Here is a 13,265-nt window from a genome sequence, read left to right as displayed (position 1 = left end):
GCGTACGGAGCGGCAGCAACAGGCGTCAGCAGTCGCGCAGTTCGGGTGACTGGTTGAGCAGCTGGCCCCGGATCGAGGTGAAGCGGGCGAGCCGCTCGTCCACCGACGGGTCCAGCGGGAACACCGCCACACGGTGGCAGTTCTGGAATGCCAGACGCACCCCGAAGTGCCGCTGCAGAGCGCCGCGAATCGCGTCACTCGCGAGCGCGCGCAACAGCTGTCCACGTGCCTGCTCGTCCGGCGGCGGCGTCTGATTGTCGGCGAACTCTCCGCCGTCAACCTTCAGCTGGGCCACCAAGGAGCTGATCATCTCCCATGCGTAAGGCAGGGAGGTCCGGACGCAGTCGACGAATGCTGCTTCGTCCACCTCGCCTCGCTCGGCCTGTTCCAACAGTGCCGGTGAGACGTCGAGCGACATGGGTTCTCCTCTCGCACCCCCGGGGAGCGGGGGCTTACGGACAGGGAGGGAGTCCGCATACGCAGCGTGCACGGATGACGACCTCCCGCTTCTACGGTAGGCAACGGGCGGTAACGGCACCAGGAGATTGGGCGCATAACCGGCCAGGATCGAACAGGTTCATCGCCGGACAAGTCGTGCGCGTGCCGGAGAGGGACGGGCGAATCGCGTGCACCGGCCCCGGTCGAGTAGCGTTGCGCCCCATGCGTCTCGTCATTGCCCGATGCTCCGTGGACTACGCGGGCAGGCTCACCGCCCATCTCCCGTCGGCCCCCCGCCTGATCCTCGTGAAGGCGGACGGCAGCGTGTCGATCCACGCGGACGACAGGGCCTACAAACCACTGAACTGGATGTCTCCGCCCTGCACCTTGAAGGAGGGCTCGGGGGACGACGCCGGTGTGTGGACCGTCGTGAACAAGGGGGGCGAGAAGCTCATCATCACGATGGAGGAGATCCTGCACGATTCCTCCCACGAACTGGGCGTCGACCCCGGCCTCATCAAGGACGGCGTGGAAGCACACCTTCAGGAGCTCCTCGCCGACCGGATCGAGACACTCGGCGACGGATATTCGCTGATCCGCCGCGAGTACATGACGGCGATCGGCCCGGTGGACATCCTCTGCCGCGACGCCGACGGACAGACCGTCGCCGTCGAGATCAAGCGGCGCGGTGAGATCGACGGCGTGGAGCAACTCACGCGCTACCTCGAGCTGTTGAACCGCGACCCGCACCTGGCGCCCGTCAAGGGCATCTTCGCCGCACAGGAGATCAAGCCGCAGGCCCGGGTGCTCGCCACGGACCGCGGCATCGGCTGCGCCATCCTGGACTACAACGCGCTGCGCGGCATCGAGGACGACAAGCTGCGGCTGTTCTGACCCGTCGTACACGTTCTCGTACGCATGCGGAGAGGGCCGGGTCCACCAGGACCCGGCCCTCTCCGCGTGCGTGTACCGCGTCGGCTCGCCTAGGCCGTACCGGACTCGGCCGGGGACGGTGACCCGCCGCTCGCCGGGCCGCTCGCCGAGGTCGAGACGTCGGGCGAGGACGGCGGGGCGTCGCTGGTGGGCGGGGTCGTCGGCGGAGTCGTGGGGGGCGTCGTCGGCGGGGTCGTCGGCGGCTTGGTCGGCGGGTCCGTCGGCTTCGTCGGCTTGTCCGTCGGCTTGGTGGGCTTGTCGGTCGGCTTGGTGGGCTTGTCCGTCGGCTTCGTCGGCTCGTCGGTCGGCTCGTCGGACGGCTTGCCGCTCTCGCTCGGCGCGCCCGAAGGGTCGGCGCTGCCGCTCGGCGTGGGGTCGTCCGACGTACCGGCGACGCCGTCCTTGCCCGGGTCCTCGGGGCGGCTCGTGGAGTCCTTCTGCGGCTTGTCGGCGTTGAGGCCGTCGCCGTCGCGGTCCTCCTTCGCCGACTGCTCCGTCTTGACCTTGTCGCCCTGGGACGGGTCGTTGTTGTCGGAGGTGGCGCCGAGCGTGACGACCGTGCCGAGGACGGCGGCGAGCAGGGCGCCCGCGCCCGCCGCGATGAGGTTGCGCCGGGTGCCGCTGATGATGGAGCGGCGGCTCGGCGCGGGTCCCGAGCCCGCGGCGGGGCTGACCCTGCTGGTGACCAGGGTGTCCGGTTCCGGGGGCGGCTCCGGCAGCGCGAAGGCCGCGGGGACGCCGCCGGGGGGCGACGCCGACTCCTCGTACCGCGCGTCGGGCACCTCTTCGCCCGCGGTGGCGCCGCCGGGCGGGAGCCCGCCGCCCGAGCGGTCGGCGACCAGGGCGAGGGCCCTGCGCCCGGAGATCATGCCGCGCTTGTCGGCGAGCGCGCCGCGCAGGCCGATGGATGCCTCCAGCTCGGCGCGGGCCCGGTCGAGCTGTCCGCCGCAGAGCGCGAGGACGCCCAACTCGTGGTGGAAGTACGCCTCTTCGGCGACCTCACCGGCGTTCCGCGCGGCTTCCTGGCCCGAGCGCAGGGCGCGCTCCCAGGCGCCCCAGTCGAGGCCGCCCGCGAAGGCGGGCGCGGCGGTGCGGGCGAGCAGCACGGCGGCGCCGCTGGCCGGGGTGACCAGCGCGCCGAGCGCGGCGAGCACCGCGTCCGCCTCGGCGGCGACCCGCTCGGGGGTGACCGAGGGGTGCCCGGCCCACCAGGCGTAGTGCTGAGCGGCGGCCTGGGCCTGTGCTGCGGCGTCGTCGGCGTATCCGGCGGCCTCCAGCTGGGTGCGGACCCCGGCGGCGAGCCGGTAGTGCGCGCCGACCGCGCCGACCAGGGCGCAGCCCACCAGTTCGGCGAGGGCCGCGTCCGCGTGCGTGTCGCCCACCAGGGCGGGCAGGTGCGCCTGGTGCGGCAGTTCACCGCCGAGCGCGACGGCGAAGCGCAGCGTGGCGCGGGCCGACGGGCTGAGCCGGGACGCGAGCAGGGCCGCGGGCGCCGCGCCGTCGGCGAGCGAGGGCAGCGGTACGTCGGGGCCATCGGCGGCGTCGAAGGGCGCGTCGACCGGGGTCTCGGCGTAGTAGCCGTTCTCCTCGAAGGCGTGCGGGTCGGCGCGCAGTTGGTCGCGCTGGCGGAGCAGCGCGCCCGCCTGCACGAAGCGCAGCGGCAGCCCCTCGGACTCGAACCACAGGTCGCCCGCCCAGTTGGCCTCCTCGTCGTCGAGGACGCGGCCGACGACGCGCTCGATGAGCTCCAGGCTCCCGCCGCGGCCGAGCCCGCCGAGGAACACCTCTTCGAGGTGGGAGGCGCCGGACGGCGCCGCGACGTCGGGCGTGGCGCAGACGATGAAGGCGCACTCGGGTGTCGCGTCGAGCAGCTCGTCCAGGGCCGCGCCGCCGAACTCCAGGTCGTCCAGGACGACGACGGCGCCGATGTCGTGGACGAGTTCGAGCAGCAGGGCGCGCTCGGGGCGGTGCAGCGGTGCGTCGTAGACGTGCGCGAAGAGGTCGTGGAGCAGCTCCGTGACCGTCTTGCGGTAGCCGGAGAGCCGGACGACGCCGTCGGGCGCCAGGTCCGCGCAGTCCTCCGCGACGGCGTTCAGGAGCGTCGTGCGCCCCGAGCCCGCGGGTCCGGTGAGCCGTACGGAACGGCCGCGCGCGAGCAGTCGCACGAGGCGCTCGCGCTCCTCCTGGCGCTCAAGGAGCGGCAGCCTGGGCAGCGCGGGCCCCGGCGGCACGGGCGGCATCGCGGCCCTGCGCAGGTCGGCGCGCTCGGCCGCGGTGCGTTTGGCGGGCCTGCCCGGACGCTCGCCGGGCGGGCAGGGTTCGATCTCGCTGCCGTCGACGGGATTGACGGTGAGCAGGAAGTCGCCCGAGACGAGCTGCACGGTGCGGGCCAGCGCGGGTGCGGGCTGGCCGAAGTCCGGTGTCATGGGGTCGCGCTGCGGGCGCGCGGGGCGCGCCGATCCGTCGTCGTCGAAGTCGTCGCCGAAGCCGTTGTCGAAGCCGTCCTGGCCGTACTCTTCCGGTCCCCGGTTCATCGGGTCCATGGTCTTAGCCCCCCAGATGCGTGGTGTGCAGAGCCCCCTCCGGCCTTCGTGCACACTGCGCTGTCGCTTCTGGTCCGGTGCCCCCGTGCGGGTTCGTATATCGGTGGGCGACCGAACCCTAGACCTTTGCTCAGTATCTACGAGAGGGCGGGGTAGCGCCCCGCCCGAGACGTCACAGTCTCGTGAGGATTGTGCGTGAGGTGCGGTTCAGGCTCTGGGGAGCGATTCGACGCCGATGCCGCCCTCGATGGCGAGGATCCGGTGCAGCCGGGTCGCCACGAGGAGGCGCTGCATCTGGGGCGGCACGTGGCGCAGCACGAGTCTGCGTCCGCATCTGCCCGCCCTGCGGTGGGCGCCCATGATGACGCCGAGTCCCGTGGCGTCCCACGAGTCGAGTTCGGACAGGTCGAGCACCAGGTCGCCGGCTCCGTCGTCGACGGCCGAGTGCAGGACCGTACGGGCGTCCGCCGCGCTGCGTACGTCGAGGCGTCCCCCGACGACCAGCTGGGCCTGGTCGCCCCTGATGTGCATATGCGCTCCCCGAGAGTGCTGTGTCTGCTGTGACGTCTGATCCGTAACGCGTTCTGCGTATGTCACTGCAACTGACTGCCGCGCGGGCAAGGAAGTTGCCGTCTGTAAGCGAACCGATACCGAATTCACTCCGAGGGGTGACCCGCGAGGCGACGAAGCGTCCGACGAGGCGTCAGGCGGCGTACGTCAGTACTGGTTCAGTGCTTGTAGAACCCCTGCCCGCTCTTGCGCCCGATGTCACCGGCGTCAACCATCCGGCGCATCAGCTCCGGCGGCGCGAACTTCTCGTCCTGGGACTCGGTGTAGATGTTGCTGGTGGCGTGGAGCAGGATGTCGACGCCCGTGAGGTCGGCGGTCGCGAGCGGTCCCATGGCGTGCCCGAAGCCGAGCTTGCAGGCGATGTCGATGTCCTCGGCGGTGGCGACGCCCGACTCGTAGAGCTTGGCGGCCTCGACGACGAGCGCCGAGATCAGCCGGGTCGTCACGAAGCCCGCGACGTCGCGGTTGACGACGATGCAGGTCTTGCCGACGGACTCGGCGAACTCACGGGTGCGGGCGAGGGTTTCGTCGCTGGTCTTGTAGCCGCGCACGAGCTCGCAGAGCTGCATCATCGGGACGGGCGAGAAGAAGTGGGCGCCGACCACGCGCTCCGGACGCTCCGTCACGGCCGCGATCTTGGTGATCGGGATGGCGGAGGTGTTGGAGGCGAGCACCGCGTCGTCGCGCACGAGCTTGTCGAGCGTGCGGAAGATCTCGTGCTTGACCTCCAGCTTCTCGAACACGGCCTCGACGACGATGTCCACGTCGGCGACGGCGTCCAGGTCGGTGGTGGTCGTGATGCGCCCGAGGGCCGCCTCCGCGTCCTCGGCGGCGAGCTTGCCCTTGCTCACGAACTTGTCGTACGACGCCTTGATCCCGTCGGTGCCACGGGTCAGGGCCTCATCGGTGACGTCGCGCAGGACGACGTCCCAGCCCGCCTGGGCGGAGACCTGAGCGATACCGGACCCCATGAGTCCGGCTCCGATGACGGCGAGCTTCCGTGCCACTGTTCCGACTCCCCTACCGCTTATCACGCTTGACTTACACGCTGTTTACGTATGCCTCTTCGGCGCACGTTAGCGGTCGTGAGGGCGCCTGGGGCAACGAAGAGATGCGCGTCACGTCTCAGATGACGGACATCACACCGATCCGGCTCATTCGGCGGCGCGCACCGCGTAGTTGAGGACCTTGTCGCTCAGCAGGTCCTCCATCTCGTCGAGCAGCGCGAGCGCTTCGCGCGAGACCTCGGCGGCTTCCCTGCACTTGCTCATCTCGTCGCCGATCCAGGCCATCAGCGTGCTGTGGACCCAGGAGAGCTGGCCCGCGACGAGGCCGGGGAGCGGGTCCCCTTCGGCGGCTCCCGTCTCCTCGGCGAGGGTCTCGGTGAGCCGTCCGACGGCCTCCTGCTGGATGGCCCAGAGCCGGGAGCGCAGGGCGTGCGCCTCGGTGATGACCTTCATGAAGTCGGCCCAGCCGGGGAAGAGTCCGATGCGCGGCGAGACGCCCTCCACGTCGGCGCGCAGTTCGCGCAGGACGGCGTCGGCGGCGGACTCCTCGGCGCGGCGGCCGCGTACGTAGCCGGAGAGCCGGTCGACGACGTCCTCGCCCCGGTCGAGGAAGAGGTCCTCCTTGGCCGGGAAGTAGTTGTAGACCGTGTTGACCGAGACGTCGGCGGCGTCCGCGATCTCCGCGATGGTCACGGTCACGAAGCCGTGCTCCAGGAAGAGCCCGGTCGCGATGTCCGAGATCCGCTGCTTCGTCTGCCGCTTCTTGCGTTCCCTGAGCCCCTCAGCCATGGCTCCATCGTAGGCCGCTGTCTAGAGGGCCTGAAAACTTGGTGGCATTGCAAAATTTAAGAGACTCTGTTTTTGTGGTCGCCATGGCAATCATCAGTACGTCCGGGCTCGCCAGGACCTTCCGGACCAAGGGCGGCCCCGTCGAGGCCGTGCGCGGCATCGACCTGCGCGTCGAGCCGGGCGAGATCCTCGGCTTCCTCGGCCCCAACGGCGCGGGCAAGACCACCACTCTGCGGATGCTGACCACGCTCCTGCCGCCCACCGGCGGCGCCGCCACCGTCGCGGGCTGCGACCTGGCCCGCGACCCCGAGGGCGTGCGCGCGCGGATCGGGTACGTCGCCCAGTCCGGCGGCGTCGACCTGAGCGTCTCCGTACGCGAGGAGCTGGTCACCCAGGGCCGTCTGTACCGGCTGACGAAGACTCAGGCGGCCGCGCGCGCCGAGGAACTCGCGCGGGACCTCGGCCTGACCGAGCTGATGGAGCGGCCCTGCGCCGCGCTCTCCGGCGGCCAGCGCAGGCGCCTGGACATCGCCCTCGGCCTCACCCACCGGCCCGCCGTGCTCTTCCTCGACGAACCGACCACCGGGCTCGACCCGGGCAGCCGCGCCGACCTGTGGAAGCTGGTGCGGCGGCTTCGCGACGAGCACGGCACGACGGTCTTCCTCACCACGCACTACCTCGACGAGGCCGACGCGCTCGCCGACCGCCTCGTCGTCGTCGACGAGGGCGTGGTGGTCGCCGAGGGCACGCCGAGCGCGCTCAAGCTCCGGTACGGCGGCTCGATCGACGCCACCCTCCAGGACACCTTCCTCGCCATCACCGGGCGCACCGTCACGCCCACGGACACGGCCCCCGTCGCCGTCTGAGACCCCAGGACCCCTCCGATGCCCGCACTGCTCTCCGACACCGCGCTGATCTTCGGGCGGTACGCCCGGCAGACCCTGCGCTCCAAGTTCCAGATGCTCTTCGGCGTCCTGACGCCCCTGCTGTACCTGCTCTTCTTCGGGCCGCTCCTCGCCGATCTGCCGCTCGCCTCGCGGGGCGACTCCTGGCAGGTGCTCGTGCCCGGACTGCTGCTCCAACTCGGTCTGTTCGGCGCCTCGTTCAGCGGCTTCGCGCTCATCATCGAGAAGCAGTTCGGCGTGGTGGAGCGGATGCGCGTGACGCCCGTCAGCCGTCTGGCGCTGCTGCTCGGCCGGGTGCTGCGCGACGCCCTGCTCTTCGTCTTCCAGTCGGTGCTGCTCGTCATCGCCGCCCTGGCGCTGGGGCTGCGCGCGCCGGTCGGCGGCATCCTCATCGGGTTCGTGTTCGTGGCGGTCCTGAGCGCGGGGCTCGCCTCCCTCTCGTACGCCCTGGCGATGAAGGTCTCCAAGGCGCACGAGTTCGGACCCGCGGTGAACGCCATCAGCCTGCCCGCGATGCTGCTCTCCGGCCTGATGCTGCCGATGGCGCTCGCGCCCACCTGGCTCGACGTGCTCTCGCACTTCATGCCGTTCCGCTATCTCGTGGACGCGGTACGGGCGGGCTACGTGGGCGGGTACGGCACGACGGCCATGCTGTACGGCGTCCTGATGGCGCTCGGCTTCGTCGTGTTCTCCGTGACGGTGGGCACACGTGTCTTCAAGAAGGCCGGAGCGTAACTACGCTGGCCGCATGGTCAATCTGACGCGCATCTACACCCGGACCGGCGACCAGGGGACGACGGCCCTCGGAGACATGAGCAGGACCGCCAAGACCGATCTGCGGATCGCGGCGTACGCCGACGCCAACGAGGCGAACGCCGCCATCGGCACCGCGATCGCGCTCGGCTCGCTCGACGAGGAGGTCGTGAAGGTCCTCGTACGGGTCCAGAACGACCTCTTCGACGTCGGCGCCGACCTCTCCACACCGGTCGTCGAGGACCCCGAGTACCCGCCGCTGCGCGTCGAGCAGTCCTACATCGACAAGCTGGAGGCGGACTGCGACCGCTTCCTCGAAGAGCTGGAGAAGCTGCGCAGCTTCATCCTGCCGGGCGGTACGCCGGGCGCGGCGCTGCTGCACCAGGCATGCACGGTGGTGCGGCGCGCCGAGCGTTCCACGTGGGCGGCGTTCGAGGCCCACGGTGAGGTCATGAACCCGCTGACCGCGACGTATCTGAACCGCCTCTCCGACCTCCTGTTCATCCTGGCCCGTGCGGCCAACAAGGAGGTCGGGGACGTGCTCTGGGTGCCGGGCGGGGAGCGCTAGCGCTTGCTGAGGAAGCTCCGGCGGTCCGTCTCCCGCGGCTCCTGCGGCTCCTGCGGCTCCTGCGGCTCGAACGCCGGAGCCTTCTTCGGGAACAGCGTGTACGAACCGGCGATGACCACGTTGATGCCGATCAGCCAGAGCATCGTCTGCTGCCAGCCCCGCAGCGACTCGGTGTTCCCCTCGCCCACGTACCAGATCGCGCCCTGGAGCAGCGCCATGGCGATCAGGGCCGCGGCAATCCAGCGCGCGGCGATCCCCCACTCGTGCAGGGCGCGGCGGGTGCCGTACTTCGGGGTGCTCGGCGCGGGGCCTCCGGCGAAGCGGTGGGCGACGCGGACGTCCACCCACTTGATCGTGTAGTGGCCGAGCGCGACGGAGTAGCCGATGTAGACGGCGGCCAGGCCGTGCTTCCAGTCCGGCTCCGCGCCGTTCTTCAGGTCGATCGCGGTGGCGACGAAGAGGAGCGCTTCGAGCAGCGGCTGGCACAGCAGCACGGCGACGCTCGCGCGCGGCTTCTTCGCCCAGTACCGCAGGGCGAGGCCCGCGGCGATCAGCACCCAGAAGCCGACCTCGCAGATGATGATCAGTGTGACGATCACGGCGCACTCCTCCAGGTCGTTCCCTCGCTCGCCCTTCAAGGCTCTCCTCGCGTGCGCCGTCGATCGTCGTCACCAGTGACGAAGTGGGACTGCATCCTTCGATGTAGCGGCACCCCCGCGGCGCCGCCGCGACGGGCGCGGTAGGCAGTTCGATGTAGTCGCCACCGGCCGGGCTCCTCCCCCAGGACCAGGCAGGGCCCCCGGTCCACCGTGTTGGATGGGGTCATGGCCCTGTCCCCCGCCCGCCCGCACCGCGTCGATGTCGGCATCGCATCGGCCAGCCTGCTCAGCGGGCTCGCGCTGTGGGCGCTCGGGCTGCACGCGCAGACGGACCGGCCGCTGGACGCCGACTGGGCCCTGATCCCGCTGGCCGTCCTCGCCTGCCTGTCGCTGCTGCGCCGCACGGCTCCGCAGTTCGCCCTGACCGTGGCCACGCTCGCGTTGATCGCCGACCAGTTCACCGACGGCAACCTCGCGTCGATCATCATGTTCACGGACATCGTGTACGCGGCCGTCCTGTACGGCACCCCGGCCGCGGCCCGCCGCATCCCGGTCACCACGGGCCTGATCACGGTCGTGCTCACCGTCGGGTTCCTCGCCTGGTTCCAGGACCCGCAGGCCATCCTGATCGGCGTACTCGCCGGAGTGATCTCGTTCGCGCCCGCCACCACGGGCGTCCTCGTGCGCAACCACCGCGAGGCCGCGGACGCCGCCAGGCTGCGCGCGGAGCAGACCGCGCTGCTCGCCGAGATGGACCGCGTCCAGGCGGTCACCGCCGAGCGCGCGAGGATGGCCCGCGAGCTGCACGACATGGTCGCCAACCACCTCTCGGCGATCGCCATCCACTCCACGGCCGCGCTCTCCCTGGACAACCCGCAGACCAGCAAGGACGCGCTCGGCGTCATCCGCGAGAACAGCGTCGAGGGCCTCGCCGAGATGCGCCGCCTCATCGGCATCCTGCGCTCCGACAGCGGTGACCTGGAACCGGCGGCCGCGCCCACCCTCGACGGCCTGACCTCCCTGATCGCGGGTGCCCGCACCAACGGCCTCGCCGTCACCCTCGACGACGCCCGCGCCCCGGACGCGCCGAAGCTGCCCGCGCCGGTCGAGATGGCGGCGTACCGCATCGTCCAGGAGTCCCTCACCAACGCCCTCAAGCACGCCTCCCCCGGCCCCGTCACCGTGGCGCTCGCCCAGGAGTCGCGCGCCCTGACGGTCCAGGTGACCAGCCCGTACGACGACCCGTCGGGACCCCGCGCGCCCGGCTCGGGAGCCGGGCTCGTCGGCATGCGCGAACGCACCGAACTGCTCGGCGGCACCTTCACATCGGGCCCCGAGAGCACCCACGACGGCAAGGTGTGGACCGTGTCCGCGGCCCTGCCCGTCGACCCCGCGGACGAAGGAGTCAAGGAATGATCCGGGTGGTGGTCGCCGAGGACCAGTCAGCCGTGCGCGCGGGACTCGTCCTGATCCTGCGCAGCGCGTTAGACATCGAGGTGGTCGGCGAGGCCGCGGACGGGGAGCAGGCCGTCGAGCTCGCCCGCGAGCTGCGCCCCGACCTGGTCCTGATGGACATTCAGATGCCGCGCCTCGACGGGGTGTCGGCAACGCGCCAGGTGGTCGCCGAGGGACTTGCGGACGTCCTCGTCCTGACCACGTTCGACCTCGACGAGTACGTCTTCGGGGCGCTGCGCGCGGGTGCCTCCGGGTTCCTCCTGAAGAACACCGAGGCGAAGGACCTGCTCGAAGCGGTGCGCACGGTCGCGCGCGGCGAGGGCCTGATCGCACCGGCCGTCACGCGCCGCCTGATCGCGGAGTTCGCCGCCCCCGCCAAGGCCGTACGCAGGGAGAACGCGCCGGACCCGGCCGTCCTGGAGAGCCTCACGCGCCGCGAGCGCGAGGTCCTCTCGTGCATCGGCGACGGCCTGTCCAACGCGGAGATCGCGGACCGGCTCTCCATGGCGGAGGCGACGGTGAAGACCCATGTGAGCCGGATGCTCGGCAAGCTGGAGCTGCGCAGCCGGGTCCAAGCGGCGGTCCTCGCGCAGGAGTTGGGGATCTGAATCCCTGGCGCGCGAGGCACGAGGGGCACAATCCGGCCATTGGTTCAGACCTCTTGACCGCTGGTCCAGACCTTTCTATTCTCACCGCACTGCGGTGAGCACTCCCCCACGTGTTCCACGTGCTCACGGGCGGCGCAGGGTCCCAACCCCTCAGACCCCCGGAACTCACCCGAGGAGCACCTCGTGCGCTTCACACAGAGCCAGCACGCACGCTCAAGACCCAGACTCAGACACCGAACCGTGGCCGGACTGACCACCCTGCTGCTTCCGCTCGCCACGCTGGTCGCCCTCGGCGGTTCGGCCGAGGCGGCCCCCGAGGCCGCTCCCGAGGCCACCGCCACGTACGCCAAGACCCAGGACTGGGGCAGCGGCTTCGAGGGCAAGTGGACCGTCAAGAACACCGGCACCACCACGCTCAGCTCGTGGAACGTCCAGTGGGACTTCCCCGCCGACACGAAGGTGACCTCGGCCTGGGACGCCACCGTCACCAACTCCGGCACCCGCTGGACCGCCAAGAACCTCGCCTGGAACGGGACGCTCGCCCCCGGCGCCTCCGTCACCTTCGGGTTCAACGGCACGGGCTCCGGCGCCCCCTCCAAGTGCACGCTCAACGGCGGCAGTTGTGACGGCGGCAGCGTCCCCGGCGACAACCCGCCGAGCGCCCCGGGCGCCCCCGTGGCCTCCGGCATCACCGACACCTCGGTGAAGCTCGACTGGAAGGCCGCCACCGACGACAAGGGCGTCAAGAACTACGACGTCCTGCGCGACGGCGCCAAGGTCGCCACGGTGACGGGGACGTCGTACTCCGACACGGGCCTGACCAAGGGCACCGACTACTCCTACACCGTCCAGGCCCGCGACACGGCCGACCAGACGGGCCCCGCGAGCGACGCCGTCAAGGTCCGCACCACGGGCAGCACCGACCCGGGCCCGGGCCCCGGTGACAAGGTCAAGCTCGGCTACTTCACGGAGTGGGGCGTCTACCAGCGCAACTACCACGCGAAGAACATCGCCACCTCCGGCTCGGCCGGCAAGATCACGCACATCAACTACAGCTTCGGCAACGTCCAGGGCGGCAAGTGCACCATGGGCGACGCCTACGCGGCCACCGACAAGGCGTACACCGCCGACCAGAGCGTCGACGGCGTCGCCGACACCTGGGACCAGCCGCTGCGCGGCAACTTCAACCAGCTGCGCAAGCTGAAGGCGAAGTACCCGAACATCAAGATCCTCTGGTCCTTCGGCGGCTGGACCTGGTCCGGCGGCTTCACCGACGCCATGAAGAACCCGGCGGCCTTCGCCAAGTCCTGCCACGACCTGGTCGAGGACCCGCGCTGGGCCGACGTCTTCGACGGCATCGACCTGGACTGGGAGTACCCGAACGCCTGCGGCCTGTCCTGCGACACCTCGGGCCCGGCCGTCTTCAAGAACATGATGCAGGCGTTCCGCAACGAGTTCGGCACCAAGAACCTCGTCACGGCCGCGATCTCCGCCGACGGCTCCAACGGCGGCAAGCTCGACGCCGCGGACTACGGCGGCGCCTCGCAGTACGCCGACTGGTACAACGTGATGACGTACGACTTCTTCGGCGCGTGGGACGCCAAGGGACCGACGGCCCCGCACTCGCCGCTCACGTCCTACTCCGGCATCCCGAAGGACGGCTTCAACTCCGCGGCCGCCATCGCCAAGCTGAAGGCCAAGGGCGTGCCCTCCGCCAAGCTGCTGCTCGGCATCGGCTTCTACGGTCGCGGGTGGACCGGTGTCACCCAGAAGGAGCCGGGCGGCACGGCCACCGGCGCGGCGCCCGGCACGTACGAGGCGGGCATCGAGGACTACAAGGTCCTCAAGAACTCCTGCCCGTCCAACGGGACGGTCGCCGGTACGGCGTATGCCCACTGCGGCAGCAACTGGTGGTCGTACGACACGCCCGCCACCGTCCGCGCCAAGATGACCTGGGCCAAGGACCAGGGGCTCGGTGGGGCGTTCTTCTGGGAGTTCAGTGGCGACACCACCAACGGTGAGTTGGTGAGCGCGATCAACGACGGGCTCAAGTAGTCCGGCGCAGGTCCGCACGTAAAAGCCCGGGAGACGGGTACG

13 protein-coding genes are annotated in these 13,265 nt (G+C 70.7%); 7 read left to right on the top strand and 6 right to left on the bottom strand.

Going from position 1 to position 13,265, the window contains the following annotated elements; translation table 11 throughout:
• Nucleotides 1–25: 25 nt before the first annotated feature.
• Nucleotides 26–418, bottom strand: coding sequence for an SCO5389 family protein (locus KY5_RS27975; RefSeq protein WP_005311822.1), 393 nt, complete (start codon nucleotides 416–418; stop codon nucleotides 26–28).
• A gap of 242 nt (nucleotides 419–660) precedes the next feature.
• Here KY5_RS27975 and nucS point away from each other — a divergent pair, with 242 nt between their 5' ends.
• Complete coding sequence (gene nucS, locus KY5_RS27970) at nucleotides 661–1,332, top strand: endonuclease NucS (RefSeq protein ID WP_098244815.1); 672 nt, start codon at nucleotides 661–663, stop codon at nucleotides 1,330–1,332.
• Between the two features lie 89 nt (nucleotides 1,333–1,421).
• Here nucS and KY5_RS41905 read toward each other — a convergent pair whose 3' ends face one another.
• The 4 genes from KY5_RS41905 to KY5_RS27950 all read right to left on the bottom strand — a co-directional run bounded on the left by KY5_RS41905 (nucleotide 1,422) and on the right by KY5_RS27950 (nucleotide 6,280).
• Entirely contained in the window at nucleotides 1,422–3,914 is a 2,493-nt protein-coding gene (locus KY5_RS41905) for an ATP-binding protein (RefSeq protein WP_098244814.1), read from the bottom strand.
• 207 nt (nucleotides 3,915–4,121) lie between these two features.
• The gene (locus KY5_RS27960; RefSeq protein WP_030792181.1) at nucleotides 4,122–4,445 is read right to left on the bottom strand and encodes an STAS domain-containing protein; all 324 of its coding nucleotides are present in this window, start codon (nucleotides 4,443–4,445) and stop codon (nucleotides 4,122–4,124) included.
• 197 nt (nucleotides 4,446–4,642) lie between these two features.
• The gene (locus tag KY5_RS27955) at nucleotides 4,643–5,491 is read right to left on the bottom strand and encodes a 3-hydroxyacyl-CoA dehydrogenase family protein (protein WP_098244813.1); all 849 of its coding nucleotides are present in this window, start codon (nucleotides 5,489–5,491) and stop codon (nucleotides 4,643–4,645) included.
• A gap of 147 nt (nucleotides 5,492–5,638) precedes the next feature.
• A complete protein-coding gene (locus KY5_RS27950; protein ID WP_098244812.1) occupies nucleotides 5,639–6,280 on the bottom strand; it encodes a TetR/AcrR family transcriptional regulator in 642 nt (213 codons plus the stop codon).
• A gap of 83 nt (nucleotides 6,281–6,363) precedes the next feature.
• Here KY5_RS27950 and KY5_RS27945 point away from each other — a divergent pair, with 83 nt between their 5' ends.
• From KY5_RS27945 to KY5_RS27935, 3 genes are read left to right on the top strand one after another with little or no spacing between them, the layout of a single operon-like run.
• Nucleotides 6,364–7,146: an ABC transporter ATP-binding protein gene (locus KY5_RS27945; protein ID WP_098247519.1), complete on the top strand. Its 783-nt coding sequence runs from the start codon at nucleotides 6,364–6,366 to the stop codon at nucleotides 7,144–7,146.
• Between the two features lie 18 nt (nucleotides 7,147–7,164).
• Nucleotides 7,165–7,920, top strand: coding sequence for an ABC transporter permease (locus KY5_RS27940; protein WP_098244811.1), 756 nt, complete (start codon nucleotides 7,165–7,167; stop codon nucleotides 7,918–7,920).
• Between the two features lie 13 nt (nucleotides 7,921–7,933).
• Entirely contained in the window at nucleotides 7,934–8,506 is a 573-nt protein-coding gene (locus tag KY5_RS27935) for a cob(I)yrinic acid a,c-diamide adenosyltransferase (protein WP_098244810.1), read from the top strand.
• On the opposite strand, the gene KY5_RS27930 is transcribed toward KY5_RS27935, so the two are convergent.
• Nucleotides 8,503–9,105: a hypothetical protein gene (locus KY5_RS27930; protein ID WP_234362891.1), complete on the bottom strand. Its 603-nt coding sequence runs from the start codon at nucleotides 9,103–9,105 to the stop codon at nucleotides 8,503–8,505. The two genes, KY5_RS27935 and KY5_RS27930, sit on opposite strands and share 4 nt — an antisense overlap.
• Nucleotides 9,106–9,330: 225 nt before the next feature.
• Between KY5_RS27930 and KY5_RS27925 the strand changes: the two genes are divergently transcribed.
• The 3 genes from KY5_RS27925 to KY5_RS27915 all read left to right on the top strand — a co-directional run bounded on the left by KY5_RS27925 (nucleotide 9,331) and on the right by KY5_RS27915 (nucleotide 13,223).
• The gene (locus KY5_RS27925) at nucleotides 9,331–10,521 is read left to right on the top strand and encodes a sensor histidine kinase (protein WP_098244809.1); all 1,191 of its coding nucleotides are present in this window, start codon (nucleotides 9,331–9,333) and stop codon (nucleotides 10,519–10,521) included.
• Nucleotides 10,518–11,168: a response regulator gene (locus KY5_RS27920; RefSeq protein WP_098244808.1), complete on the top strand. Its 651-nt coding sequence runs from the start codon at nucleotides 10,518–10,520 to the stop codon at nucleotides 11,166–11,168. Before KY5_RS27925 ends, KY5_RS27920 begins: the two co-directional genes overlap by 4 nt.
• A gap of 240 nt (nucleotides 11,169–11,408) precedes the next feature.
• A complete protein-coding gene (locus tag KY5_RS27915) occupies nucleotides 11,409–13,223 on the top strand; it encodes a glycoside hydrolase family 18 chitinase (RefSeq protein ID WP_234362890.1) in 1,815 nt (604 codons plus the stop codon).
• Nucleotides 13,224–13,265 lie beyond the last annotated feature (42 nt).

The organism is Streptomyces formicae (assembly GCF_002556545.1).
Classification (GTDB): domain Bacteria; phylum Actinomycetota; class Actinomycetes; order Streptomycetales; family Streptomycetaceae; genus Streptomyces; species Streptomyces formicae_A.
The sequence above is the reverse complement of the archived record's forward strand: the minus strand, read 5'-3'. Positions and strand labels throughout refer to the sequence as shown.